Origin of the sequence: Streptomyces sp. NPDC093544 (assembly GCF_040683495.1) — a bacterium.
Lineage (GTDB): Bacteria > Actinomycetota > Actinomycetes > Streptomycetales > Streptomycetaceae > Streptomyces.
In genome coordinates, this window is the sequence record NZ_JBFBEA010000012.1 from 102,268 (window position 1) to 127,917 (window position 25,650).

Consider the following 25,650-nt stretch of genomic DNA (forward strand, 5'->3'; position numbering starts at 1 on the left):
CCTACCGGCAGACCTACTACGGCATGTAGGACGCCGGGGGAATCTCCACCACAGGAACTACTACATCTTGTACGAGTTTACCTACTACATGTTGTAGAGTCTGGCCGCCCACTCCACCTGCGGAGGAACGAGCCCATGCCCCACCTCGGAAGTCCGGCACATCCGCTTGCCCTGGCGGCCGCCACCCCGCACCCCGGTCCGGTGCCGGCCACGGCACGGGTCGAACGCGTCGCGATCGTCTCGGCGAGCATCGGCGCCGGCCACGACGGCGCCGCCGCCGAACTGGCCCGCCGACTCACGGCCCACGGCCTCGTCGTGGACCGGTTCGACCTCCTGGACCTGCTGCCGGCCCGCCTGGGGCGGCTCGTCCGGGACGGCTACCACCGCATGCTCGTCCAGGCCCCCTGGGCCTACCAGCGGGTCTACCGCAGTACAGAACGCGCAGGCGGTGGCGGGCCGCTGGCCAGAGCCCTGCTGCGAACCGCCGAAGAGCGCATGCTGGACGCCCTGCACCCCGACACCGGTGCGGTCGTCTCCACGTACCCGGGGGCCAGCCGTGTCCTGGGCAGCCTGCGGCTGCGCGGGCGGCTCGCCGCGCCCGTCCTCACCTATCTCACCGACTTCTCCGTGCACCCGCTGTGGGTGGCCGACGGTGTCGACGTCCACCTCGCCGCACACGCCGTGCCCGCCGCCCAGGCGCGTGCCGCCGGAGCACGGAACGTCAGGGTGGGAGGCCCGGTGGTGGACCCGCGGTTCCGTCCCGGCAGCGCACAGGAGCGCGACGCGGCCCGGGCACGCTTCGGGCTGCCGGAGAACGCTCCGCTGGCGCTGCTCGTGGCCGGCTCCTGGGGGGTCGGCCCCGTCCGGCAGGTCGCCCTGGAACTGCGCGACTGCGGCGCCGCCGTCCCCGTGGTCGTCTGCGGCCGCAACGAGACGCTGGCCGAGCGGCTTCGAGCGGACGGCATCGAACACACCTATGGCTGGGTCGACGACATGCCCGCCCTGATGCACGCCGCCGACGTGCTGGTCCAGAACGCCGGCGGGCTCAGCTCCCTGGAGGCGTTCGCCACCGGTCTGCCCGTGGCGAGCTACCGGTGCATACCGGGCCACGGTCTGACCAACGCCGCCGCTCTGGAGAAGGCCGGTGCGGCCGTCTGGATCCGTGACCCGGCCGGCCTCAAGTCCGTGCTGTGCGACCTGATCGACGGCTCGCTCGGACTGAGCCAACGCACGGTCGGCCTCGCCCTCTTCGCCACCGAGCCCGACGGCGGACCCGCCACGGAGATAGCGCGCGTTCACCACACAGGGCCGCCCCCGCTGCCCGCCCGGCCCACCGCGCGACGACGGCGCCGCGCGGCACGCCGACTACTCGCCACAGCCGCCGTGGCATGCGCGGTGTGGGCCTGCGCCGTCGGCACGGGGATCGCCACCGCGTACGACGGGCCCGGCATGATCCACGCCATCGGGCACAGTCTCGACCCGGACGACCCGGAGGACCCGCCCCCGGGCCTCACCTCCCACACCGAGGGCCATCACTCGTGACCGCCGCACGGCTGCTCCGTACCGCCGCTCTCGCCGCCCTGCCCGCCCTCGCAGCCGCCCATTGCGCACCCGCCCTCTCCACCTTCGGGCCACTGCGCAACCGCACCATGCCCCGCCTCTCAGGCCGGGGCCGCCCGGACCACATCGCCCTGACCTTCGACGACGGACCCGACCCGCTGTCCACCCCGCACTTCCTGCGCCTCCTCGACGCGCGCCGAATCCGAGCGACCTTCTTCCTGCTGGGCCGCGAGGCGCAACGCTCGCCCGGCCTGGTCCGCGAGATCGCCACGGCGGGACACGAAATCGGCATCCACGGCTGGCTGCACCGCCCGCTGCTGCTACGCGGTCCACGCGCCACGTACGACGACCTCGCCCGCGCCCGCGACACCGTCACCGACATCACCGGACTTCAACCCACCCTGTTCCGGCCCCCGTACGGCGTCATGTCGACCGCCGCCCATCTCGCAGCCCACCGCCTCCGTCTCACCCCCGTGCTGTGGACCTGCTGGGGCGAGGACTGGACCGCCCGCGCCACACCGGCATCCGTCCACCACACCGTCACATCCGACCTGGACGGCGGCGGCACCATCCTGCTCCACGACTCCGACTGCACGTCCGCCCCGGGCGCCTGGCGCTCGGCCCTGGGCGCGCTCCCCCGCATTCTCGACACCTGTGAGCAACGGGGCTACGAGGTAGGCCGGTTGCGCGACCACGGATGGCCCCGCCCGGCCTGACGCATCGAGGCCGACAAGCCCCCGCCGACCCCGCGTCGTCGCCATCGCCGAGGACGACGTACACCCAGCGCCTCCAGCTCACCAGAACTCCTGGACGCACCAGACCACTTGACGGTCACCTTCGACGGCCCGCGTCTGGGGGCCGTCGTACCGCCCCCGTTCGCCTCACGGTACTTCGAGCCCGGGCAACGCGCGGATCCCGGCGGCGGACAGCCCCACCGGGGGTACCGCACGTCACGGCATATCGTTCCCGATGTCCTTGCGAGAGACGGCCAGATAGCCGACGAAGCCGAGGATGGCCACCGTCCAGGACAGCGTGACCGGCCCCAGACCCAGGCCGAGCCCGCCCCGGTCATGGCCGACGGCCATCCAGTCCGCGACGGAGGCACCGAGCGGGCGGGTGATGACGTACGCCGCCCAGAAGGCGGCGACCGCGTTCAGGCTGCCCCAGCGGTGAGCGACGGCCGGAACGGAGATCGCTGCGGCGTACAGGACGGCGGAACCCAGGTAACCGAAGCCGATCGTGGCGGTCAGGTCGCCCGCGGCGGTGCCCAGCGCGAACGTGGCCAGAACGGCGGCCCAGTAGAAGATCTCGCGGCGCCGGGTGTGGACGCTGTGAATGGACAGGGTGCTCTCGCTGCGGTACCAGAGGGCGAAGACGGCAGCCAGCGCGGCCATGAAGAAGGGGGTCGAGAGCGCGTAGGGCACGCCGAGGCCGACGTGCAGGACGTCGGCGGCCATCGTGCCGAACACACTGACCATGACGATCGCAGTCCAGTAGATCCAGGCCACGTACCGTCGGACGGCGAACTGCACCGTCAGGGCGGCCAGCAGGGCGATGCCGCCGAGGCCGACCGCAGGGACCGGGCCGAACAGGTGGGCCAGCCAGTCGGAGGCCGTCTCGCCCATGCCGGTCGTCAGAACCTTGATGATCCAGAAGTAGACGGTCACCTCCGGCACCTTGCTCGCCGCGTGTCGCGCGTGACGCGGGGGCCGGTCGTGAGTGAGGTGATCTGTCGTCATGGCAGGCACGATGGCACGGGGCCCAGCGCTTGCCCCAGACCCCTTTGCCAGAGTTTTGGCGCTTCCGGTACCCGAGTTGCCCAAGGCTGGCCCGAGCCTGAACACAACCTGAACACGGTGGCCAATGGGCTGGTCAGCGGCGTGCGGACGGTGATAGCGGCGATCGGGGGGGGTGTCCACGTCGTGAACCGGACTCACGAATTCCTGGGGCGGCTCAGCCTGTTCAGTAGCCGGTGGTGGGGCGAACCCCGCGGCGCAACCCGGAGGACGACCTGCCACAGGACCTGATCGGTGGCGGCCTGCCCGTGGCCCGGCCAGGGCGCTCATCCGACCATTGGCTGTGTCCCCACTACGGACAGAAGGGCCAGACGCTCGGCGTCCTGGGTGCCGGGTTCGGCCGTGTAGATCATGATGCGCAGATCGCTGCCTTCCACGCTGAGCACGTCGCAGTCCAGCGTCAAGGCGCCCACCTGCGGATGTTCGACGGTCTTGCGCGCAGCCCCGTCTCGGCCGACAGCGCCGGAGTCCCACAGTTCGGCGAACCGGCCACTGTTCGTGCGCAACTGGCCGACCAGGCATCGTAGGTGCTGGCCGGCGGGGTATCGGCCGACGGTCGCGCGCAGGTCGGCGACGAGTGCGGTCTCGAACGCGCGCTGTTCATGCGGTGTGTGACGGACCCGGCTGCCCGGGCCGAGGAAGTTGCGCCACACGCCGTTGCGCTCGATGCCACGCCACGGGGACGGATCGCCCATCAGCGCCGCGTACAGGGGGTTGGCCAGCAGCAGCGACGACGCAACCGCGGTACCGCTACCGTGCCGGAAAGTACCAGCTCACGGCAGGTACGGGCGCGTACAGATGCTGTAGGCGCCCCCGGCAGGACTCGAACCTGCGGCCAAGCGCTTAGAAGGCGCCTGCTCTATCCACTGAGCTACGGGGGCCGGGTGTGGCGGCCTGTGTCCTGGTGCCCGGGTGTGGGCTGATCCCTGACCTTGCCGGGGACAAGGATAGGGCTCCTGATTCCCTGTCCCTCGCGCTTCGCCTCCGTGGCTCGATGTGGAGGTTCAGTGAAGCGGTCCTGATAATCGCAGGCGGGTACGAATCGTGCACCGCTTTTGGCGTCTCACGCATCGGGTGTTGTGCACTCGTTATGCCTGCGCCCCAGTCGTCCCTTCCGCCCCTGTGTGTCCCGTCGGCGCGCAGACATACTCATATGCTTCAGAAAGGCTCCAAAATTGGGCATTCTTCGCATGTGGTGACCTTGGACGTACGGCCTCAGCTGCTCGACGCACTCTCCGCCCTGCGCGACCGTGTCGCCGCCGCACGCTTCCCGCTGCCCCTGGCGGGGGCTCCACGCGCGCGTGCCAACCGCGACGAACTACTCGCACAGCTCGACGACTATTTGGTGCCCCGGTTGAGAGAACCCGAAGCACCCCTTCTCGCCGTCATCGGAGGCTCGACCGGCGCAGGGAAGTCCACGCTGGTCAACTCCCTTGTGGGGCGCCGGGTCAGCGAGGCGGGCGTGCTGCGGCCGACGACTCGTACGCCGGTCCTGGTGTGCCACCCGGAGGACCATCACTGGTTCAGCGGGATGCGCGTGCTGCCCGACCTCGCGCGCGTGTGGGTGCCCCATCACGAGCCCGGCGACGACCTGCCCGCGCTCGGCGAGCGCGGAGAACGGGTGCTGCGGATCGAGACCGCGGACACCCTCCCCCGCGGCCTCGCCCTCCTCGACGCGCCCGACATCGACTCCCTGGTCGCCGACAACCGCGTACTCGCCGCCGAGCTGATCTGCTCGGCCGACATCTGGGTCATGGTCACCACCGCCGCCCGGTACGCCGACGCCGTCCCGTGGCATCTGCTGCGCACGGCCAAGGAGCACAAGGCGACCCTGGTCACCGTCCTCGACCGGGTGCCCCATCAGGTGGTGTCCGAGGTCTCGCGGCAGTACGGCGCCCTGCTCACCAAGGCGGGACTGGGCGAGGTGCCGCGCTTCACCGTGCCCGAGCTGCCCGAGTCCGCCTGGGGCGGCGGTCTGTTGCCCGCCACCGCCGTCGCTCCACTGCGTACGTGGCTCACGCACCAGGTGGAGGACCCGGCGGCCCGGCATGACTCGATGGCCCGTACCGCGTACGGGGTCCTCGACTCGCTGAAGTCCCGGATGCCCGAGCTGGCCAGTGCGGCCGCCGCTCAGTACGCCGCCGCGTTGCGGCTCACCGCGGCCGTCGACGGGGCGTACGACAGCGAGCACGCGCGCGTGAGGGGGCGTCTCCAGGCCGGGGCCGTGCTCTCCGGGGACGCGCTCAAGCGGTGGCGCGCCTATCCGCTCGACTGCACCGCGGGCGAACTGCTCGACGCGCTCATCGAGAGCCTGGGCTCGCTCCTGCTGTGCTCCGTGACAGCCGCCGACGAGCGCGTGGACGAGACCTGGCGTCGCGAACCGGCCGCGGGCGCTCCAGGTCTGACCGACCGTGATCCGACGCTGGAGAGCGCCGAGCACCGGATCGGAATGGCCGTACGACGGTGGCGGCGCATCCTCGAGGAGTACGCCGAGGAGGAGGTGCGCGACCTCGACAGGAGCGTCGCGCAGGACGCCGAGGTGGTGGCCGCACTGGTCGCCACCGCGCTGCTGGGCGGCCGCAGAGCGCGGTCCGCGGGCGAGGGGCTCGCCGAGCGGATCGGGGCACACAGTGCGCTGCGGCTGCGCGACCGTGGCGGACGGCTGCTCGCCGACTACCTCGACAAGGCCCTGCACACCGAACGCGAGCGCCGGCTCGCCCCGCTCGACGCACTCGACGTACATCCAGAACCCCAGGCCGAACTCATCGCCGCGCTGTCCGTACTGCAGAAGGAGAGGTGACCGCGGTGACTGCCGTCACTGACCACACGGATCAAGCCGACCGCCCGGACCAGCCCGGGGAGGACCAGCTCGAAAACACCTCCTCCGAAGAGGCCACATCCGAAAACGACCTCTCCGGGAACGCGAGTTCCGAGGAAGAGGCGGAGAACGAGGGCAAGGGCAAAGCCGAAGAGAACACCGGCGACAGCGAGCCCCCCGAGGAGGAGTTTCCCAGCAACGCCCCCTCAGGAGACGACCACGCGCGCGTGGAGCGTCAGGAAGGGGGGCACGCACCCTTGGAGCGTCAAGAAGCAGGGCACACACGTGTGAAGGCCGACGACCCCTCCGCACGTGCGGAGGGCGGCCCCGTGTGGGACGACGGGCTGATCGCGCGGCGCGTGTCCGAGACGGCCAACGCACAGGCGGCGCCGGTGGTGGAGCCCAAGCCCGCGGTACAGGCCCCGCCGGCCCCCCTCGCGTACGACGGAGCGCTGCGCTCACGTCTCGACGCGCTGCGCGAGCTGGTGGGACTGTCCCGTACCCGGCTCGACAGCCGGACGCTCGCCGAGGCGGGCCGGGTCCTCGACGAGGCGGCGGCGCGGCGCAGGCTCTCCGGGCAGCACACCGTCGTCGCGATCGCCGGGGCCACCGGGAGCGGCAAGTCGCAGCTCTTCAACGCGCTCGCCGGGGTGGCCATTTCGGAGACCGGTGTGCGCAGGCCGACGACCGCGGCACCCATCGCGTGCAGCTGGAGCGACGGCGCGGCGACGCTCATCGACCGGCTCGGCATCCCCGGACGGCTGCGCAGACGCCCGTTGCAGAGCGCAGAGGCGGAGGCGCAACTGCGCGGCCTCGTCCTGGTCGATCTGCCGGACCACGACTCCGCGGCGGTCCAGCACCGCGAACAGGTGGACCGCATCCTGGCGCTCGTCGACGCGGTCATCTGGGTCGTGGACCCGGAGAAGTACGCGGACGCGATCATCCATGAGCGCTATCTGCGGCCCATGGCGGGGCACGCGGAGGTCATGTTCGTAGTCCTCAATCAGGTGGACCGGCTGCCCGGTGAGGCCGCCGACCAGGTCCTCGACGACCTGCGGCGGCTCCTCGACGAGGACGGGATCGCGCTCGGCGAGTACGGCGAACCGGGCGCGACCGTGCTCGCGCTGTCGGCGCTCACCGGGGACGGCGTCGGCGAACTGCGCGAGTCGCTCGGCCAGTTCGTGGGCGAGCGCGGCGCCGCCGCACGCCGGATCTCGGCCGACGTGGACGCCGCGGCGGCGCGGCTGCGCCCGGTCTACGCGACCGGGCGGCGGGCCGGCCTCAGCGAGGAGGCGCGCGACGAGTTCGCGGCCCGGCTCGCGGACTCGGTGGGCGCTGTCGCGGCCGGCGACGCGGCCGAGCGCGCGTGGCGCCGCAACGCCAACCGCGCGTGTGGCACGCCCTGGCTGCGGCTGTGGCGCTGGTACGAGGACCGGCGCGAGCCCCCGACCGGGCGGCTGGCCGTACGGGCGCCCGAGGACGAGGAGGCCACCGCACGCCAGCGCGTCGAGCAGGCCGTACGTACGGTGGCGGACCGGGCGGCGTACGGACTGCCCGCTCCCTGGGCGCAGGCGGTACGCGAGGCCGCCGCGCGCGGGGCGCAGGGGCTGCCCGAGGCGCTGGACGAGATGGCGGCGCGCGCCACAGCGCCGGTGGGCCGGCCGCCGCGGCCCGGCTGGTGGCCGGCCGCCGTGTTGGCGCAGGCCTCGATGACGATCCTCCAAGTCATCGGCGGACTGTGGCTGCTGGGGCAGATCATCGGCATCACCTCACCGAATCTCGGGGTGCCGGTGCTGCTGATGGTGACAGGCATCATCGGCGGTCCCGCCGTCGAGTGGAGCAGCAGGATGGCGGCGCGCGGCCCCGCCCGGCGCTACGGGCTCGAAGCGGAACGGCGACTGCGGGAGGCCGCCGCCGGGTGCGGAAGGGCACGCGTGCTCGATCCGGTGGCAGCGGAACTGCTGCGGTACCGGGAGGTTCGGGAGCAGTACGTACGGGTCATTGGGGCGGCAGCGCCTGTCGGCTGACACGGCACGACCGCGTCCGCTCGACACAGCACAACCGCGTCCGTTGCACACGGCAAAACCGCGTTCGCTCGATGCAGCATCACCCCGCCGGGTGACGCGGTTGTCCACAACCGGCCGGTAGGACACAGCGCTCAGCGGGCCCGGCCCGGCGAAGGCAGTCTGAACTCGCGGCGATCGCAGCGCATGCGGTCGCCGCGACAGACGCGACAGACGCGTCGAACGCATCAGGCGCATTCGTACGGGAGAGGGGTTCGGGGATGAACGAGACGACGGTGTGCGCAGTGGGCAACGTGGCAACGCCACCTGTGTACCGGGACTTGGCCAACGGGGCATCGGCGAGGTTCCGGCTGGCGGTGACGGCTCGGTACTGGGACCGCGAGAAGAGCGCGTGGACGGACGGGCACACCAACTTCTTCACGGTGTGGGCCAATCGAGCGCTCGCCACGAATGTGGGGGCATCGCTGTCGGTGGGCGATCCCGTCATCGTGCAGGGCAGGTTGAAGGTGCGCACCGAGCAACGCGACGGCCAGAGTTGGACGTCGGCCGACATCGACGCGGTGGCGATCGGCCACGACCTTTCACGCGGTACGTCGGCCTACCGACGTCCGTCCAAGGGCGACACGGGATCGAGTCCTACCCCTCCGCCGGAACCCAGTTGGGAATCGGAGCCAGGAGCTCAGCCCGAACCGGCCGGAGTGACGTGATGTCAGGGTCGGAGACGACCTGACCGAACTGCGGCTTATCGACAAGTACATTCACAGCAACTCCATGGATTTGTCGATAAGCGCAGCTCACAGGCGTGTTCAGCGATAACGATTCCGAGTCGGATCGGTTATCGGATGACATCACTGGGGAGTGTGGTGCGCCGCGTCCTTAGGATGCCGGACATAGCTCATGGATCACTGGGCTTCTCATTCTGCTGGCGGGACCGTCCCCCCATGTCAACGGGTCCTGCTCGAAGGGGATTCTGTGTTTTTTTCGTTCTCTGCGTTGTCCGCGTGCAGGCGAGGGGCCGCTCGCCTCGCCGCCGCGGGGTTGGTGTCAGGGCTTGTCGCCGCGGGGGCGATGGCCACCGCAGGTACGGCCGTCGCCGACGAGACGCCGCAGAACCAGGGTGGTGCGACGGCCACCATAGGCGGCCTGAAGACCTACGGGTCCGCCGTGATACACGACAACGGCGAGGACCTACAGGTGTCCGCGGGCCTGTTCGAGATGTCCGTCGACAACGGCGGCACTCTGCAGACCTACTGCATCGACCTCCACAACCCGACACAGAAGGACGCCAAGTACCAGGAGACCTCCTGGAGCGGCACCTCGCTGAACGGCAACGCGGAAGCGGGCAAGATCCGCTGGATCCTGCAGAACTCCTATCCGCAGGTGAACAACCTCGCGGCGCTGGCCGAGCAGGCCGGGGCGAGCGGTCTCACCGAGCAGGACGCGGCGGCCGGCACCCAGGTGGCCATCTGGCGGTACTCGGACAGCGCCGACGTGGACGCGGTGAACCCGCAGGCGGAGAAGCTCGCGGACTACCTGGAGAAGAACGCGCAGAACCTGGCGGAGCCCGCGGCCTCGCTGACCCTCGACTCGTCGGCGGTCTCCGGCCACGCCGGCGAGAAGCTCGGCCCGGTCACGGTGCACACCAACGCGGACAGTGTGACGGTGACGCCACCAGCGGACGCCGCCACCAGCGGAGTGCGGATCGTGGACGCGGACGGCAAGGTGATCACCTCCGCGGCCGATGGCAGCCGGCTCTACTTCGACGTGCCGAAGGACAGCACGGACGGTTCGGCCTCGCTGACCGTGCAGGCGTCGACGACCGTGCCCGTCGGGCGCGCCTTCGCCTCGGAGACCCGCAGTCAGACCCAGATACTCGCCGGCTCCAGCGAGTCGACGGTCTCCGCGACGGCGACCGCCAACTGGGCCAAGGAGGGCGCGATACCCGCGCTGTCCGCCGAGAAGAACTGCGCCAGGGGCGGCGTGGACATCACGGCGGCCAACCAGGGCGACGAGGCGTTCACCTTCGAGCTGGTGGGGATCAAGCACACCATCCCGGCGGGCGAGTCCCGGACGGTGACGGTGACGCTCCAGGAGGACCGGTCGTACGACTTCACGGCCACAGGCGAGAACGGCTTCGAGAAGCGGTTCACCGGCATGCTCGACTGCGAGACACAGGGCAGCGCGAGCGACGTCACGACCCAGACGGTCAGTGAGCCGAGCCCGGCCACATCGGCCGGTACCTTCAGCGACGGCACCGACCTCGCGGAGACCGGCAGCTCCAGCGCCACCCCGATCATCGGGGGCATAGCCATCGCCCTCGTCGTGATCGGCGGCGCGGCGCTGATCTTCGTCAACAAGAAGAACGCACCGGAGCAGCACTGAGCGACACAGCACCTTGGCAACTCAACAGTGAGTGACCGCCGTCCGGTCCGCGGCGGTGGCCTACTGGCGGTCGGCCTAGGTGGAGCAGGGGTGGGCTGCCGCCCCGCCGACGGGAGTTGAGACCGGCGGGGCGGCAGCCATCAGCGGGCTAGGAGCGGGCGGCGCGGGCGCGCACGAGGGCGAATCCGGCCGCGAGCAGGCCGAGGACACCCACGACCAGACCGGCGATGCCCAGGCCGCGAGCGGTCGAGTCACTGCTCGATGTCGAACTCTCGGCCGCCGAAGTGGAGTCCGAGGTCGAGTCCGAGGTCGATGACGCGGCCTCTCCGGAGTCGGCCGCCGTCTTGGCCGTGAGGGTCAGCACCGGTGCCGGGTTCTCCGGCTCCTCGCCGCCCTGTTCCGCCTCCTCGATCCACCGGACGACATTGCCGTCCGAGTAGGTCTGCAGCGTCTTGAAGGCCAACTGGTCGGCGTCATCCGGAAGCTGACCGAAGGCGACGTTGAAGTCCTGGTACTCCCCGTGGCGGATCCTGCCGCCGGTCCAGGTGATCTCCGAGACCGCCTCGGTGATCGAGCCGTCGTCCGTCTTGACCGGGGTCTTCAGCTTGGTCGTCGTCACCTGCGCGGTCCAACCGTTCTGCGGAGTGACCAGAACCCCCAGGACCGGATGGTCGGTGGGCAGGAAGACCTGCACCTTCGTGGTGCTGGCGGTGTCCTCCTCATTGGGGACACGGAAGGTCAGAACGCCGTCCGTGGCGCCCTTGGCATAGCTCTCGGGGTGAACCGTCACATGGGCGAAGGCCGCGCCCGCGGCGGCCAGGACTGCGGCCGAGGTGAGACCGGCCACAAGGCCGGCCCGGCGCAGGGTGGTGCGTATCGGGGACATCAGGGAAGCTCCGTACTGGTGGGGATGAGGTCAGGGCGTGTACACGAGCCCTGCGGGCGGTCCCCGGCGGGAGACGGCGTGCCGCAGCAGCACCTGCCGAAGTGGCCACGGCTCGGCCGCGTTCCGGCATACGACGTTCCAGTGCGCCTGAGCGTGGCACGGCCCCGTGCGCACCCGCCACCAGGCCGCGAGACCCGGTACGAGCGTCACCGCCCGGCGCAGCAGGGACCACAGCGCGGCCTCGCCACGCCGCAGCCACCAGGTCGCGACGAGAGCGGCCGCCAGGTGGGCGGCGGTGGCGTGGGACGTCATGGCGTGCTGGTGCGTCATGTGCGCGCCGTCCATGTTCATCGCCATGCGTGGCCGGGCCGCCTCGAACCCGAGATGCAGTCCGGCCTGCGCGGCAAGCATCCCGCCGCCGATCCCGACGAGCGACCGCTCCCGGCCGCTCAGCAGACAGCCCGCCGCGAAGAGAGCGAGGACCCCGGCACCGTCCGCCCAGAGGGGCGGCGCCTCCCCCGTCGCCAGCCCGTGCCCCCCGGCGGCCAGCAGGACGCACAGCACGGCGAACACCGCCGCGCGCAGGCTCCGTACTGCCAGGGACGCTCTCATGGGTGCCCAGACTGCCATGGCGGGCGAGCGGCCGTCGCGGCTTCCGGAGGAGCCGCCTCCTGGGGCCCCGCCCTGGCGCCCTTCCGTCGCTCGGGTAGGGTCCGATTGAGCCCTGGAAGGGACCTGACATGCGACTTCGCTGTGCCGTGCTGGACGACTATCAGGACGCCGCGACCGAGGTCGCCGACTGGTCACCGGTCGCGGACGAGGTCGAGGTCGTCGGTTTCGCCCGGCACTTCGCGGACGAGGACGCGCTGGCCGCCGCGCTGACGGACTTCGACATCGTCGTCACCTTGCGCGAGCGGGTGCCCTTCCCCGCGTCGCTGCTGGCCCGGCTGCCCCGCCTGAAGCTGCTGATCGCCTCCGGGATGCGCAACACGGTGATCGACTACGCGGCCGCCGAGGCGCACGGCGTGACCGTGTGCGGCACCCCGAGTTCCTCCACTCCCCCGGTCGAGCTGACCTGGGCACTGTTGCTCGGCCTCGCGCGGGGGCTCGTCACCGAGAACGAGGCACTGCGTACGGGCGGCCCCTGGCAGAGCACCCTCGGCGCCGATCTGTACGGCCGCCGGCTCGGTCTGCTCGGGCTCGGGAAGATCGGCGGCAGGGTGGCGCAGGTGGGCCTCGCGTTCGGTATGCGGGTCGGCGCGTGGAGCCAGAATCTCACCAAGGAGCGCGCCGACGAGATCGGTGTGGAGCTGGCCTCCTCCAAGGAGGAGTTGCTCACGAACAGCGACTTCGTCTCCGTCCACCTCGCGCTCAGCGGCCGCACCCACGGCCTGATCGGCGCCGCCGAACTGGCCCTCCTCAAGCCGACCGCCTACCTCGTCAACACTTCACGCGCGGCGATCGTCGACCAGGACGCACTGCTCGCCGCCCTGCACGAGGGCCGGATCGCCGGAGCGGGCGTCGACGTGTTCGACGTCGAGCCGCTCCCCGCCGGCCATCCGATGCGCTCGGCCGCGCGCCTGCTCGCCACCCCGCACCTCGGCTATGTGTCGCGCGCCAACTACGAGGCGTACTACAGCGGGGCGGTCGAGGACATCCAGGCGTTCCTGGCGGGCTCACCGGTACGCCGCCTCAGCTGAGCAGCGCCCCCGGAACCGTGCCGCCTCACACCCCCACGGGCCGCCAGTAGAGCCCGTCCTGCCGCCGCAGATGACGCAGGTCCACCAGGTACCGCCGCAGCGTCACATGGTCGACCGGCGCGTCCTCGCACCAGGCGCGCAGTTTCTCGTTGACGGTCCGCTCCGGATACTCGACGCCGGGCTCGAAGGTCCGTTCGGCGATGTGCCGGAGAACGACAAGCTTGCGCTGCCATTGGGAGGGCAGCCGCACCAGACGCCTGTCGCGCACGAAGGTCCGCAGGACCGCCTCCGTTTGCTCGTCCCCGGAACCGTGGTTCTCGGCGGACGGCACCCGCGCGGAGCGGGCGAGTTCCCTGAAGCGGTCGTAGGCGACGCTCAGTCCCCCGTCGCCGCCCGCCGCGATCGCTCCCTGGTCCTGGAGGCGTCGCAGCGCCACGGTCGCGTCCTTCGGGGAGAGCCCTGCCTTCTCCATCACCTTCGCGGGGGTGTCCGCGCCGAGGGCCACCGCGGCGAAGGCGCGGGCCCGGGTCTCTTCGGCGAACAGGCCGATCAGTTGGTCGGTTGGCATGCCCGGCAGGCTATGCGAGGGCACACCGCGAGCCGAAGCGGTTTTCCACCCGCGTCCACCGCGTGCCCAGGAGCGATCGCCCGATGAAGGCCGCGACCAGCCGTGACCAGTGGTGAGTGCGCGCGTTGAAGGGTGAGTGCGGTCGCGGTCGAGCGGTCGCACTCACCGAATCAAAGGAGAACGTGATGTCTCGCATCGCGAAGGTAGCCGGTGTCGCATTCGGCACGGGTGCCGTGGTGCTCAGCGGGGCCGGTCTGGCCATGGCGGACGCCGGTGCTCAGGGCGAGGCCGTCGGCTCGCCCGGCGTCCTGTCGGGCAACGTCGTCCAGCTCCCGATCAACGTGCCGGTCAACGTGTGCGGGAACACCGTCAGCGTCATCGGTCTGCTGAACCCGGCCTTCGGCAACACCTGCGTGAACAACGGCGGCCACGACAAGGGCGGCCACCACGGCCCCAGCGGCTACGGCAGCTGACCCGACGCACGTACGAGAAGGCCCGCGGCAGTGATCACTGCCGCGGGCCTTCTCACACCTACCGACAGATGCTCACGCGTACCGATAGATCCGGCTGTGGTCCTCCAGCTCGTCCGGCGTCACACCCCACGGCGGCAGCTCCTCATGCCGGGCGACGATCCGTCCGTTCTGCTCGTCACCCGGCCCCGGCGGCCGCTCCGGCAGATAGCGCGCGCCACGGTGCCGCTTCTGCCAGCGGGACCACTGAAGGTCCACAAAGGCGTGGTGCAGCCAGAAGACGGGGTCGTTGACCGAGGCGCCGCCGAGCATGTGCCCGCCGACCCAGCGGTGCACGCGATTGTGGTTGCGCCAGGCCGCGGGCCCGGACCCCGAGCCCCACCCTTCGAGCCGGTTACGGAACCCCTTGGAGGACGTGGAGTTCCAGGGCGCGGTGTCGTAGACGGGATCTGCCAGAGCGGAGTCCAGTTCACGCTTCGTGGGCAGTTCGATCGGCGCCTGCGGGCGGCCGAACTCGCGGGTGAGGAACTCGCCGTCGGTCACCGCCTCCCTGATCCGCCACTTGCCGTGCGCGTAGGCGAAGGGCCCGGTCATGACCTGCCGGTCGGAGCGCCGCCCGTTGCCTCCGAGCAGGTCCGCGGTCCACGGCGCGGACGACGTCGTACGGTCCCGCGTCCAGTCCCAGTACGGCACGCTCACCCCGGAGTCCACGCGGCGCAGCGCCCCTTCCAGGTCCAGCAGGAACTGCCGGTGCCAGGGGAAGAAGGAGGGAGCCATGTGGGCCGTACGCAGTCCGCCCTCGCCGTCCGAGACGTAGTACTCGATGTGCGTGCGCACGAACTCGTCGTACTCGCCCCTGCGTTTGACCTCCAGCATCGCGTCGACGAAGCGACGCCGCTCCGCGCGCGTCAGCGTGCTGACGTCCTTACGCGTGTACACCATGCTCGTGACCACCCCCCTCCGCGTCACGCCCCTCGGTGTCACTCTCCTCCGCGTCCATGCCGCGCAGTTGCTCCGAGGGGCCCAGTTCGTCGACGGCCGCGCGGGCCGCGGCCAGCGCTGTCGGATACGACCGGTAGTGGTCCACCATGCTCAGATAGGTGCCGTCCGCGCGGCGCATCAGATGCAGCGGCCGGCCGTCCACGCTGATCTGCCACTCGCCCCCGCCGAACGCGGCGCGGCCGCCCACACCGGTCTTCGCACCGAGAAGGTGGCGACCTCGGTACATCTCGTCGAACGAGAGGTCCTCGGGTCGGGCGGGCACCGGAGGGCGCGGGGGCCGGGAGGCAGCGACGACCGGGGCCAGCGCCACGGCGACGGCCGACGCGAGCAGGCCGCGCACAACGTCCCGCCGGGTCCCGCGCCGCGAGCCCACCGGGCGGCCCGCCTGCCCCGCGCTCCCCGGGACGACCGGCGCCACCGCCCTCACCGACACCGCGCTCGACACTCTGCTCGGCACTCTGTTGACGAACATGGTTCTCTCCTCGCCGGACGGATCAGCCGGATCAGACCGGTGCGGTCGGTGTCGGTCGGTGTCGGTCGGTGTCGGTCGGAATCACTCGCGGGGCGGTGCGGGCGGCAGGCCCGGGCCGGGCACCCGGGCCTCGCCCCGTACGGCCGTTACGCCCCCGCCCCCATCACCACGTTCGCGCCCGGCACCGTCTGCAGCAGCGGTGTGAGTACGGCGACCTGGGGGAGCTTGGGCTCCGGCAGACCGAAGTTGTCGGGGTTCGGCGGGGTGAGCGGGGTGTCCAGGGACAGCCCGGGGGTCAGCGTCCGGAGGTCGGCCGCGGGCGCTCCGACTCCGAGGTGGTCGAAGCCGTCCCCGAGAACATGCGGAAGGGGCGTGTGTACGTCCGCACCGGGCAGCCCGGCACTGACCGGCAGCTGCGGCAGGGCACGCTCGGGGAGCAGCCGACCCTCGACATACCGGGGGCCGTCGGGGCTGCCCGGCATGGGTACCGGCAGCTGCCCGGCGATCTTGGGCGTCTGCACGTTGAGGGCCCTCTCCACACCGTCCAGCGGTACGGGGACGGGTACCGTCTCGGCCGCGACGGCGGGGGCCGCGGTGGCACCCACCGCTGCCGCGACGCCGGTCAGGACAGCGGCAAGAGTTCCTCGAGTGGTCGACTTCATTTCAGGTACGGTCCCTTTCAGGATTCGGGGGGTCAACGTCCGTACCGCGTAACGATCCTGAGAACGTCATCAGCGCAAGATTCCCCCAACGAGCCCAATAGTCAGCTCGTCCAGAAGTCCCACCATCGGGTCAGGATCAGCATTCCGATGACGCCGATGTGCAACACCGGCAGGACCCAGGTGAATTCCGCGAGGAATCCCCTCAACCAGCCCGGCGCGGGCAGGAATTCATTCCGTACGTTGAATGACGTCACGTACCAGAACATGAGGATCGTCGCGACCCACGCCAGACAGCACCACAGGCACAGCGAGTTGATGCGGTAGAGCGACTGGAACTGCAGCCAGGTGCAGAATCCGACGCCGAACAACGTGCCCGCGTCGAAGAGCAGCCAGTACCAGCGCGGAAAGACCGCTCCGGCGAGCAGGCTGACACCGACGCAGATGACGATGCCGTACGCCACCAGGCCCAGCATCGGGTTGGGGAACCCGAAGGCCGAGGCCTGGTCGCTCTTCATGATGTTGCCGCAGGAGACGACCGGGTTCAGGCTGCAGCCGGGCACGAAGTCCGGGTTCTCCAGGAGCTTGAACTTGTCGATGGTGATGACCCAGGAGGCCAGCAGACCGGCCGCCCCCGTGATCACCAGCAGCAGGGCGAGCGCGCGGCTGCCACCCGCGGTCCGTGTCATCAGCTACGCAGGCGACGCGCGGGCAGCAGGACGTGCGCCGCGCTGTTCAGGGTCTCCTCGTCACCCGCGAAGGCGGCCAGGTTCTCCGGGTCGACGGGCTTGCCGGGCTCGGCGTCGGGCCAGGCGCGGGTGGCGAACAGGAAGTAGGCGTAGCCGCGTTCGCCGACCGCCGCGAGCCACTCGGGAGGAACGACGCACTGCGCGTTGAGGGACGGCATGGTGACGACGGCCTGGCCCGCCTCGACGAGGAGGGTGAGCGGCAGGCTCGGGAACCGCGAACCGTCGAGGAGCGTGTCGCCGACGGGCAGACCGTTGTCGCTCAGCAGCCGCTCGATGGCGGCCGAGGTGGCCTCCGGGCCGCCCTCGCTGTCGCCCAGGGAATAGGCGAGGAGATACGGCATGTCGCCGTCGGGGGCGTCGCCGCTGAAGGCCATCACGGCGAGCGTGCCGAGATCGGCGGCCCGGAAAGGGCGCGTTTCGCTTGAGGTTGAGGTCACCGCGGAACCTTATCGACGCACCCGAACGGGTCCGCCCCTTTCTCACCCGCCCGGGCGACAACCGCCCGCCCGACCACACGAAAGAGGGACGTTTTTCGAACAACGCACAGCCGAGAACCCACAGCCGTCAACCCACAGCAGCCAATGCACAGCTGGCACCCCCGGCCGCCGACGCGCAGCCGACAACGCGAAGGGCCGATTCCGCAAGGTGCGGAATCGGCCCCTTGGAGCCTGCGTACGACTCAGCCCGCGTACGGCGTCACTTGTTGACGCAGGTGTTCCCGAACGCCGGGTTCAGCAGCCCGATGACGTCGACCGTGTTGCCGCAGACGTTCACCGGAACGTGCACCGGTACCTGAACAACGTTGCCCGACAGGACGCCCGGGGACTTGACCGCCGCACCCTGCGCACCGGCGTCGGCGAAGGCGCTGCCCGAAGCGGCACCGGCTGCCATTCCGGCGGTGGCGATAATCAGAGCGGCTTTCTTGGCAGTGTTCATCGTCAGCCCTTTCCTCGGAGATTTGCTCCAGCGTATGGAGGTGTCAGCAGGCCTTGCGGAAAAGACACGCGATGAAATGAACTGATTAGCTCGGGTCAGCCCTGGAGGGGAAGTCCGCCGAGGAGCGCCGTGGGACCACCGGCCGAGTTGAGCGCGTCCGTCGCGTTGTTCACGGCGCTGAGCGGGGAGCTCGCGTTCTCGGTGTTGAGCGCGTCCGACTGGTGCTGAAGAGGCTGTACGTCCTTCAGGCTGAGCGAGCGCTGGCTGGTGATGGTCTCCAGGGCGCCGTTGAGGCTGGTGGGGGTGACGTCGGAGGCCTCGTAGGCAAAGGCGGGCGCGGCGGCACCAGCGATGGCGATGGACCCGGCAACGACAGCGGCGGCCTTCAGGGACTTCATCGTGTTCCTTTCTTCGGCAACTCATGTCACCAGAGGGAATGTGCATACGCCCTGGCTAACGAGGACCGGACGCGACGGAAACCCCGTGTGCAGAAGTTTCCTGCACCCCACCCGAATGAACGGCGCGTCGCATTCTCATATAAGAGCGAATGCAAAACAGCCGCCGTGCCGACCGGATCGGCCGGCACGGCGGCAGGGGAGAGACTGCTTCGCCTCAGCACCGCTCCCCGTACTCAGGAGGGCAGAAGACCGCCCGTCGGGAGGGCCGGAACCGCAGGGGCCGCCGGAACCGCCGGCAGAGAGGGCAGGCTCGGCAGACCGGGCAGGTCCGGCACGGGCAGGCCGCCGCCGAGCACGATGGCGACAACGAGGTTGACGAGTCCCGTGACCACAGCCGTCGCCGCGGGGACCACTCCGGCGGGATCGCCGGAGGTGACCGCCGCGAGCAGCGTGTCGACCGCCTTCTGCAGGGCGGCGAGCGCGTCACCCGCCAGGTCCGCGGGAGCCGCGGCACGCGGACCGCTCGCGCCGGGAGCCTTGTCGTCCTGGGCCTCGGCACTCTTGGGCAGCGTGGGCAAGGCAGGCAGCGCCGGAGCGGCCGGCACCGCGGGCACGGCCGGCACCGCCGGGACCGCCGCCGGCGGCGTCACCGGAGCCGCCGCGGTGAGCTTGGCGATCGCGTCCTTCACGGCCTGGCCGAGGGTGGCCGCCTGGTCGGCGGAGAGCTGGCCGTTGTCCGCCTTGAGCACGGCGTTGAGCAGATCGGTGACCGGTGCCAGCACGCCGGCGATGTCGGCGAGGGACTTGACCTGCGCCAGGAGCGCGTCCGCGCCGGGGACGGGCGCCGCCACCGCAGAGGTGTGGCCACGCGCCGAGTCACCGTCAGCCGCTATGGCGACCGGTGCGGCGATCCCGAGCAGAAGCGTGGCGCAGAGTGCGGAGGACGCGATGCGCCGTGCGGGCAGAGCACGCATGGATGGTTCCCTTCGATGGTTCGTTCGGACCTTGTGCTCACCGTGAAAGTGATCATCGCCGTATGCAACCGATCGAGTGCTCCATGTAGCGGACCGGTGCGCGCTTGGCACCGGCGTCCTCCCTGGTGAGACGCCTTACCGGGAGAGAGGACCCGCTTCCCCCCATTCGAGGCAACGCGAACAGGCCGCCCTCCCGTTGGGGAGGACGGCCGGCAGAAGGTCCGCGCTGACGTCAGTCGTTGACGCAGGTGTTGCCGAACGCGGGGTTCAGCAGACCGATGACGTTGATCGTGTTCCCGCAGACGTTGACCGGGACGTGGATCGGGGCCTGCAGGACGTTGCCCGACAGGACGCCCGGGGAGTGGGCGGCCGCGCCGTGTGCGTCGCTGTCGGCGGCGGCGATGCCGGCGGTGCCCGCCACGGCGGCGGCGGCAACGGAGGTCAGGGCCAGGCCCTTCGCGATACGCGACATGGAGAAGTGCTCCTTGAAATCGACACAACATCCGGGCGGGGATGCCCGGCTCCTCAATCAACGCGCGGCACACGCGCGGGTTGTGCCTCCGAAAGGGTGATCTCCTAAACTGCCCGACTTCACCATTCCGACACACTTGTCAGCTTTCACCGATTAAATACGGATAGCGGCTAGTGTTGCGTTCCTCCCGAGACTGCGTGGCAGCAGGCCTCACAAGACGTCGTGAACAGACGGGGAGTCAGCGCGCACATATGTGATCTACATATTTCCGTCGATCCGGAGTACACCGAACGCTCCGGACGTCCGCTGGTCCAGAACCTTTTCCCCCGAAAGGGCACCGCCGGTCATGCGTAATTCCCCGGGTCCTCTGCTGCGCCGTGCGATGGTCGGCTGCTCTGTCCTCGCCACCCTCCTGGCACCGGGCTGCCCCGCGACGGCCGCACCGTCCGCCGCCGAGGCGGAGAGCGTCACCTTCACCCAGCGGTACCGCGCACTGCAGCACGGCGGAATCGTCCGGGCGGCCAACTCCTCCATCAGCTGCCGTGCGACGCTCACGCGGCCGGCGCCGTCCTGCTCCGCCGCGCGCACCGGTGGAACGGCCGTGAACGGCGACTTCGACATGTTCTACGTCGACGTCGACAAGGACCCGAACACGTACAACTCCAGTCTCGGCGAGGTGCGTCTGCCTCAGGGCGCGCGGGTCACCTACGCGCGGCTGTACTGGGGCGGCAACCTCCGCGTCGGTGAGCAGAAGCCGGCGAAGGACAACGGGCGGGTGCTGATCGCGGAGCCCGACGGCGAGTACAAGGCCGTGCTCGCGGACAGCGTCGTCGGACACCGGGTGGCGCGCGGCGCCGACGCCTTCCAGGCCTCGGCGGACGTCACGAAGCTGGTGCGGGCGAACGGTTCGGGGCTGTACACGGTGGCACAGGTGAATGTGGCGATGGGCCGTTCGGCCGCCGGGGCCTGGGGCGGCTGGACGCTGATGGTGGCGTACGAGAAGGAGTCTGAACCGCTGCGGCATCTGGCGATGTGGGACGGCTTCGACGCGCTCGGTCCGCGTGCGGACCAGGTGATCCGGCTGCGCGGGCTGCGGTTCCCCGAGGGGGCCGGCGGGCGTGCGGGGCTTGTCGCTTACAACGGCGATCGCGGGAGCCGGGGCGACTCGCTGACCGTGTCGACCGGACGCGGTGCGCCGACCGCTCTGGGCGACGGGGCCAACCCCCGTGACGACGTGCTCAATTCGACGATCAGCGAGCCGGGTCCTGGCGCGATGGAGCGGGTTCCCGCGTATCCGAACACGCTCGGCTACGACTCGGATGTCCTCGAACTTGGTAAGGGGATCCGCCGTGGGGGTGACCAGTTGACCTTCCGGCTCGTTTCGCAGCGGGACACGGCGTGGGTCGGGGCACTGTTCACCGCCGTCGACGCGAAGCAGTGACGCGCGCGCCCGCGCGCCGCCAGTGAGCAAGGAACCGCGCATGCAACTGTCAACCGACCCTCCGTCGCGGGTCCTGCACGTCACCCAGCCGGTCGACGGCGGTGTCGCCCGGGTGGTGACGGACCTGGTGAAGGCGCAGCTCGCCGCCGGAACGCACGTCACCGTCGCGTGCCCGGGCGGCAGCGACCTCGCCCGGACGCTCCGGGCGCTCGGCGGCGACGTACGCGATTGGCCGGCGACGCGTGCGCCGGGGCCTTCGCTCGTTCAGGAGGTACGGCGGCTCGGGCGCGTCGTCGCGGACGTGCGGCCCGATCTGGTGCACGCGCACAGCGCCAAGGCCGGTCTCGCCGCCCGGCTCGCCGTACGCGGGCGGGTGCCGACCGTTTTCCAGCCGCACGCCTGGTCGTTCGAGGCCGTCGGCGGGGTCACCGCGGGGCTCGCGCTGAAGTGGGAACGGTGGGGGGCGCGTTGGGCCTCCCGGGTGGTGTGTGTCAGCGAAGCGGAGCGCGATACCGGCGTACGCGCCGGAGTGCACGCTCCCTGGCATGTGATCCCGAACGGGATCGATCCGGCGCGCTTCCACCCCGCGGCCGTGGACACCGTTCGAGCCGGGATTCCGCTGCTCGACGAGGCTGGGGTCGGACCGGCGACCCCCCTGGTGGTCTGTGTGGGGCGGCTGTGCCGGCAGAAGGGGCAGGACGTCCTGCTTCAGGCGTGGCCCGAGGTGGTCCGGCGGGTGCCCGCGGCCCGGCTCGTGCTGGTCGGGGACGGACCGGACGCCGAATCGCTGCACGCCGGGGCGCCCGACGGGGTGCTGTTCGCCGGGGCCGCCGAGGATGCCGTGCCCTGGTATCAGGCCGCCGATCTGGTGGTGCTGCCGTCCCGTTGGGAGGGCATGGCGCTGGCTCCGCTGGAGGCCATGGCCTGTGGGCGCCCGGTCGTACTGACGAACGTGGACGGCGCCCGGGAAAGCCTGCCGCCGGACCTCCGCGAGCGCTGTCTGGTGCCTTCGCAGGCGCCGGGCCCGCTCGCCCACACGATCTCCGAACTGCTGTCCGACCCGCTGCTGCGCGAGTCCCTCGGCCATCAGGGACGCCGTCACGTACTGACCACGCACGACGTGCGCCGTACGGCCGACGCGGTCGCGGACCTCTACCGCGAGCTGCTCACTCCGAGGCTCGGCGTACACGCCGCGAGCGGGGAACCCACCGAGTGCAGGGAGTCCATCCACTCGTGACTGCGGAAAGCACCGTTCCCTCCCCGGGCGGACAGCCCCGGGAGTACGGATTCTCGCCCGTCTCGGTCATCCCACCTCGCGGGGCCGCAGGCGGCTTCAGATTCCCGGCCGGACACCGGCCTTCCGTGCGGCGGGCCTCGCGGCTGCCGCTGTTCGCCGTGGACGGCGGTGCGGCGCTGCTGGCCGGTCTTGCGCTCACCCAGACCCAGCGCCAGCCGCTCCTGATCCTCGCGCTGGTGCTCGGCGTGGTCTGGCTGAACGCACACGCGTCGCTGTACCGCGCCGAGCCCGTGCCCGCCGTACTGGACGAACTGCCCGCGGTCTGCGCGCGGATCGCGGTGGCCTGGTGCGTGCCGGCGGCCGTGCTCGCGGCGCTCTTCCCCGCCGCCGTGCTGTCCGCCCGGACCCTGGCCGTGGGCTGCGTCCTGCAGTCGGTGGCGAGCTGCGCGGGCCGCGGCACTCTCCACTGGCGGCGGCGCAGGGCCCTTGTGGGGCGCCCGAGCGCCGCGCTGGTGATCGGTCCCGCCGCGACGGCCCAACGGGTGGCCGCCGCCTTCCTGCGCCATCCGGCCTGCGGTGTACGGCCGGTGGGCATCGTCGCCGACCAGGCGTCCGGAGGTGAGGGGCTGCCGGTCCTCACCACGGGCGAGGAGGTGCAGCGGGCCCTCATCCAGAACAGTGTGCGGGCCGTGCTCGTCGTGAAGTCCGGTGGCGAACGCGGGCCGCTGCTGCGGGCGTTGGCCGAGGCGGGCTGCGTGGTGTGGGAGATCGACGCGGACTCGCCGTCGTACGACAGCGGGACGCACGGGCAGCACGGCCAGCTCGCGGGGTTCTCCTGCCGACAGTTGTCCGCCCCCAGGCGCCGTGGCAGCATCGGCAAGCGGCTCCTCGATGTCGCCGTCTCCGGGACGCTGTTGCTGCTGGTCAGTCCGTTGCTCCTGGTGTGCGCGGTCGTGCTGCGGCTGAGCGACGGGCCCGGCGTGGTCTTCCGGCAGGAGCGCATCGGCAAGGACGGACGCCCCTTCACGCTGCTGAAGTTCCGCACCCACCGACCGGTCGACGCGCACGAGGCCGCGACCCGCTGGAGCGTGGCGAACGAGCGCGAGATGAGCCGGTTCTGCCACTTCCTGCGGCGCACCTCGCTGGACGAGCTGCTCCAGCTGTGGAATGTGTTCTGGGGTGACATGAGCCTGGTCGGACCGCGCCCCGAACGCCCTTTCTTCGTGGGGAAGTTCAGCCAGACCTACCCCGGTTACGCGGCCCGCCACCGGATGCGGACCGGCATCACAGGACTGGCCCAGGTGCACGGGCTGCGCGGCGACACCTCGATCGAGGACCGCTGCCGGTTCGACAACGCCTACATCGACAACTGGTCGCTGTGGCAGGACATCTGCATCCTGCTGCGCACGGCCGCCGCGCTCGTACGTCCGACGGGGAGCTGAGCCGGTGAGCCAAGTCCTGCCCCTCTCGCCCCTGGGCACACTGACGTCCGCACTCGGGCGGACGCTGCCCGTTCTGCCTGTCGTCGCCGTGATCGCCCTGCTCGGGCTGCCGGTCGCGCCCGGCGGCGAGGGCGGCGCGACGGTGGCCGACGCCGTCTCCGGGCTCGTCGTGCTGTGCTGCGCGGTGCGTCTCGTACGAGGCCGGCGGCGCCCCCTGTCCCGTACGGCGGCGGTGGTCATCGGGCTGCCCGTGATCGGCATCGCGGTCGCGGCTGCCGGGGCGGCGGGCCCGGGGGCCGGGATCACCGGCCTCGCCCGCTACCTCCAGGTGTTCGTGCTGGTCCCGGCGGCGGTGCTGCTGCTGGTGCGGGACCGGCGTGACTTCCGGCTGCTGGCCTGGTCGTTCGTCGGTCTTGCGCTGTGGCAGGGGGCGATCGGGGTGCACCAGTTCGTCACCGGGACCGGTGCCTCGTACCAGGGCGAGGACATCCGGGCGGTGGGAACGTTCGGGGCGTCGGACATCATGGGGATGGCGACCGTGGTGGCGTTCGGGCTGGTGTGCGCGGTGGGGCTGGCGCTCGGGTCGGGCGCCGCCCGGCAGCGGACGGTCGCCGTGGTGTGCTCGCTGGTACTGCTGCTGCCGCTCGCGCTGTCGTTCAGCCGGGGCGCGTGGATCGCCACGGCGGCGGCGTGCGGGGCGCAGTTGGTGCTGGCGGGGCTGCGGCGAGCGGTGAAGGTGGGCGCGGTGGTGGCCGCCGCGGTGGTGATCCTCGTGGGCGGCTTCGGCGTCGGCTCCGCGATGCTCCAGGAGCGGATCAGCAGCATCACGCAGGTCACCGACGCGCCGGACCAGTCGGTGACCGACCGGTACACGATGTGGGCCGCGGCCGTCGACATGTGGCGTGAACACCCCCTGACCGGCGTCGGGTTGAAGGGCTTCCCCGACCACCGCGACGGCCACGCCTCCCTCGCGCTCTCCTCGGGCAGCGACACCGGAGGCGCCGGCGCCGCCTTCCGCAAGCAGCCGCTGCTCTCCCCGCACAACATGTACCTCCTCGTCCTCAGTGAACAGGGGCTGATCGGACTGCTCGCCCTCGCGGGCAGCTGGTTGGCACTCCTGGCGTGCGCGCTGCGGGGGCTCGTACGAGTGCGGCTGACACCGTCGGACAGTGAATCCCCGTCGGGCGTCGGCACCGCCTCGGGCCTCGACTGCGCGCTGGTCGCGTGCGGGCTGCTCGGCTGGCAGTTGATCGACTTCATGTACGCCGACATCGGCGGACCTTCGACGGTGCTGACGGCCGTCTGCTTCGGGCTCGTGGGCTGGTGGGCGCTGATGGATCGGGCTTCCTCGGCACCGGGGTCGCCGTCACGGTCGGTGGCAGCCCCGGGATCACTGGAAGAGGCCTTGGCGCGATGACTGTGACGCCGCCTCGGGCCGGGGCCGAGGGTGGGGCGGGTGGCGAGGTCGACGGCACGGCCGGGCCCACGGTCAGCGGTACGGGTCGCAGCGTGGTGACGCGCCGGGCCGACGCGGGCAAGACCGCGGGCACCACCGGCGGCAGCGCGGTGACGCGCCCGGCCGGCGCGAGCAAGGTTCCGGGCGCACCCGGCGCCGGCATGCTGACGCGCACACCCGACGCCGGCAAGGCTCCGGGTACAACCGG

The 25,650-nt window shown here is 71.1% G+C and carries 25 protein-coding genes, 1 tRNA gene and 1 pseudogene; 12 read left to right on the forward strand and 15 right to left on the reverse strand.

Features of this window, described 5'->3' with window-relative positions; translation table 11 throughout:
• The first annotated feature begins 135 nt into the window (after positions 1 to 135).
• Entirely contained in the window at positions 136 to 1,542 is a 1,407-nt protein-coding gene (locus tag AB0N66_RS19815; RefSeq protein WP_365436355.1) for a glycosyltransferase, read from the forward strand.
• Positions 1,539 to 2,276, forward strand: coding sequence for a polysaccharide deacetylase family protein (locus AB0N66_RS19820; protein ID WP_365436358.1), 738 nt, complete (start codon positions 1,539 to 1,541; stop codon positions 2,274 to 2,276). Before AB0N66_RS19815 ends, AB0N66_RS19820 begins: the two co-directional genes overlap by 4 nt.
• A gap of 234 nt (positions 2,277 to 2,510) precedes the next feature.
• On the opposite strand, the gene AB0N66_RS19825 is transcribed toward AB0N66_RS19820, so the two are convergent.
• The 3 genes and pseudogenes from AB0N66_RS19825 to AB0N66_RS19835 form a co-directional block, all read right to left on the reverse strand.
• Positions 2,511 to 3,299, reverse strand: coding sequence for a hypothetical protein (locus AB0N66_RS19825; protein ID WP_365436361.1), 789 nt, complete (start codon positions 3,297 to 3,299; stop codon positions 2,511 to 2,513).
• Between the two features lie 323 nt (positions 3,300 to 3,622).
• A pseudogene (locus tag AB0N66_RS19830) lies at positions 3,623 to 4,087 on the reverse strand (transcriptional regulator); the annotation flags it as partial.
• Positions 4,088 to 4,164: 77 nt separating this feature from the next.
• A tRNA-Arg gene (locus AB0N66_RS19835) sits at positions 4,165 to 4,237 on the reverse strand.
• A 311-nt stretch (positions 4,238 to 4,548) separates the two neighbouring features.
• Here AB0N66_RS19835 and AB0N66_RS19840 point away from each other — a divergent pair.
• The 4 genes from AB0N66_RS19840 (at position 4,549) to AB0N66_RS19855 (ending at position 10,580) form a co-directional block, all read left to right on the forward strand.
• Complete coding sequence (locus tag AB0N66_RS19840) at positions 4,549 to 6,156, forward strand: dynamin family protein (RefSeq protein WP_365436364.1); 1,608 nt, start codon at positions 4,549 to 4,551, stop codon at positions 6,154 to 6,156.
• A gap of 5 nt (positions 6,157 to 6,161) precedes the next feature.
• A complete protein-coding gene (locus AB0N66_RS19845; protein ID WP_365436367.1) occupies positions 6,162 to 8,201 on the forward strand; it encodes a YfjP family GTPase in 2,040 nt (679 codons plus the stop codon).
• 257 nt (positions 8,202 to 8,458) lie between these two features.
• The gene (locus tag AB0N66_RS19850; protein ID WP_365436370.1) at positions 8,459 to 8,905 is read left to right on the forward strand and encodes a single-stranded DNA-binding protein; all 447 of its coding nucleotides are present in this window, start codon (positions 8,459 to 8,461) and stop codon (positions 8,903 to 8,905) included.
• Positions 8,906 to 9,266: 361 nt separating this feature from the next.
• Positions 9,267 to 10,580, forward strand: coding sequence for a Cys-Gln thioester bond-forming surface protein (locus AB0N66_RS19855; protein WP_365436373.1), 1,314 nt, complete (start codon positions 9,267 to 9,269; stop codon positions 10,578 to 10,580).
• A gap of 148 nt (positions 10,581 to 10,728) precedes the next feature.
• Here the strand turns inward: AB0N66_RS19855 and AB0N66_RS19860 are convergent, their stop codons facing one another.
• Both AB0N66_RS19860 and AB0N66_RS19865 read right to left on the reverse strand, forming a co-directional pair.
• A complete protein-coding gene (locus AB0N66_RS19860; RefSeq protein ID WP_365436376.1) occupies positions 10,729 to 11,466 on the reverse strand; it encodes a YcnI family protein in 738 nt (245 codons plus the stop codon).
• A gap of 30 nt (positions 11,467 to 11,496) precedes the next feature.
• Positions 11,497 to 12,078 carry a hypothetical protein gene (locus AB0N66_RS19865; protein WP_365436379.1) on the reverse strand — a complete coding sequence of 194 codons (582 nt, stop codon included), beginning with the start codon at positions 12,076 to 12,078 and terminating at the stop codon, positions 11,497 to 11,499.
• A 128-nt stretch (positions 12,079 to 12,206) separates the two neighbouring features.
• On the opposite strand from AB0N66_RS19865, the gene AB0N66_RS19870 reads away from it, so the two are divergent.
• On the forward strand, positions 12,207 to 13,166 hold the full coding sequence (locus AB0N66_RS19870) for a D-2-hydroxyacid dehydrogenase family protein (RefSeq protein WP_365436382.1): 960 nt from the start codon (positions 12,207 to 12,209) through the stop codon (positions 13,164 to 13,166).
• A gap of 25 nt (positions 13,167 to 13,191) precedes the next feature.
• On the opposite strand, the gene AB0N66_RS19875 is transcribed toward AB0N66_RS19870, so the two are convergent.
• A complete protein-coding gene (locus AB0N66_RS19875; protein ID WP_365436385.1) occupies positions 13,192 to 13,734 on the reverse strand; it encodes a DUF2087 domain-containing protein in 543 nt (180 codons plus the stop codon).
• 185 nt (positions 13,735 to 13,919) lie between these two features.
• Between AB0N66_RS19875 and AB0N66_RS19880 the strand changes: the two genes are divergently transcribed.
• The gene (locus tag AB0N66_RS19880; protein ID WP_365436388.1) at positions 13,920 to 14,207 is read left to right on the forward strand and encodes a chaplin; all 288 of its coding nucleotides are present in this window, start codon (positions 13,920 to 13,922) and stop codon (positions 14,205 to 14,207) included.
• A gap of 72 nt (positions 14,208 to 14,279) precedes the next feature.
• Here AB0N66_RS19880 and AB0N66_RS19885 read toward each other — a convergent pair whose 3' ends face one another.
• The 9 genes from AB0N66_RS19885 to chpG form a co-directional block, all read right to left on the reverse strand.
• A complete protein-coding gene (locus AB0N66_RS19885) occupies positions 14,280 to 15,146 on the reverse strand; it encodes a tyrosinase family protein (RefSeq protein ID WP_365436391.1) in 867 nt (288 codons plus the stop codon).
• Positions 15,130 to 15,678, reverse strand: a complete 549-nt coding sequence (locus AB0N66_RS19890; protein WP_365436394.1) for a tyrosinase family oxidase copper chaperone — start codon at positions 15,676 to 15,678, stop codon at positions 15,130 to 15,132. Before AB0N66_RS19890 ends, AB0N66_RS19885 begins: the two co-directional genes overlap by 17 nt.
• A 146-nt stretch (positions 15,679 to 15,824) precedes the next feature.
• On the reverse strand, positions 15,825 to 16,340 hold the full coding sequence (locus AB0N66_RS19895) for a hypothetical protein (RefSeq protein WP_365436397.1): 516 nt from the start codon (positions 16,338 to 16,340) through the stop codon (positions 15,825 to 15,827).
• Positions 16,341 to 16,441: 101 nt separating this feature from the next.
• Positions 16,442 to 17,026, reverse strand: coding sequence for a vitamin K epoxide reductase family protein (locus tag AB0N66_RS19900; RefSeq protein ID WP_365436400.1), 585 nt, complete (start codon positions 17,024 to 17,026; stop codon positions 16,442 to 16,444).
• Positions 17,026 to 17,523, reverse strand: coding sequence for a DUF5949 family protein (locus AB0N66_RS19905; RefSeq protein WP_365436403.1), 498 nt, complete (start codon positions 17,521 to 17,523; stop codon positions 17,026 to 17,028). The genes AB0N66_RS19900 and AB0N66_RS19905 overlap by 1 nt, the downstream gene beginning before the upstream one ends.
• 259 nt (positions 17,524 to 17,782) lie before the next feature.
• Entirely contained in the window at positions 17,783 to 17,977 is a 195-nt protein-coding gene (locus AB0N66_RS19910) for a chaplin (protein ID WP_365436808.1), read from the reverse strand.
• Positions 17,978 to 18,117: 140 nt separating this feature from the next.
• Entirely contained in the window at positions 18,118 to 18,420 is a 303-nt protein-coding gene (locus tag AB0N66_RS19915; RefSeq protein ID WP_365436406.1) for a hypothetical protein, read from the reverse strand.
• Positions 18,421 to 18,653: 233 nt separating this feature from the next.
• On the reverse strand, positions 18,654 to 19,394 hold the full coding sequence (locus AB0N66_RS19920) for a hypothetical protein (RefSeq protein WP_365436409.1): 741 nt from the start codon (positions 19,392 to 19,394) through the stop codon (positions 18,654 to 18,656).
• Positions 19,395 to 19,626: 232 nt separating this feature from the next.
• A complete protein-coding gene (gene chpG / locus AB0N66_RS19925) occupies positions 19,627 to 19,866 on the reverse strand; it encodes a chaplin ChpG (protein WP_365436412.1) in 240 nt (79 codons plus the stop codon).
• A gap of 346 nt (positions 19,867 to 20,212) precedes the next feature.
• Between chpG and AB0N66_RS19930 the strand changes: the two genes are divergently transcribed.
• Genes AB0N66_RS19930 through AB0N66_RS19945 form a run of 4 tightly spaced genes read left to right on the forward strand, consistent with a single transcriptional unit; the run spans position 20,213 to position 25,403 of the window.
• Positions 20,213 to 21,307, forward strand: a complete 1,095-nt coding sequence (locus AB0N66_RS19930) for a DUF3344 domain-containing protein (RefSeq protein ID WP_365436415.1) — start codon at positions 20,213 to 20,215, stop codon at positions 21,305 to 21,307.
• A gap of 40 nt (positions 21,308 to 21,347) precedes the next feature.
• Positions 21,348 to 22,544, forward strand: coding sequence for a glycosyltransferase family 4 protein (locus AB0N66_RS19935; protein ID WP_365436418.1), 1,197 nt, complete (start codon positions 21,348 to 21,350; stop codon positions 22,542 to 22,544).
• Positions 22,541 to 23,986: an exopolysaccharide biosynthesis polyprenyl glycosylphosphotransferase gene (locus AB0N66_RS19940; RefSeq protein WP_365436421.1), complete on the forward strand. Its 1,446-nt coding sequence runs from the start codon at positions 22,541 to 22,543 to the stop codon at positions 23,984 to 23,986. The genes AB0N66_RS19935 and AB0N66_RS19940 overlap by 4 nt, the downstream gene beginning before the upstream one ends.
• Positions 23,987 to 24,017: 31 nt before the next feature.
• Entirely contained in the window at positions 24,018 to 25,403 is a 1,386-nt protein-coding gene (locus AB0N66_RS19945; protein ID WP_365436811.1) for an O-antigen ligase family protein, read from the forward strand.
• The last annotated feature ends 247 nt before the right edge of the window (positions 25,404 to 25,650 follow it).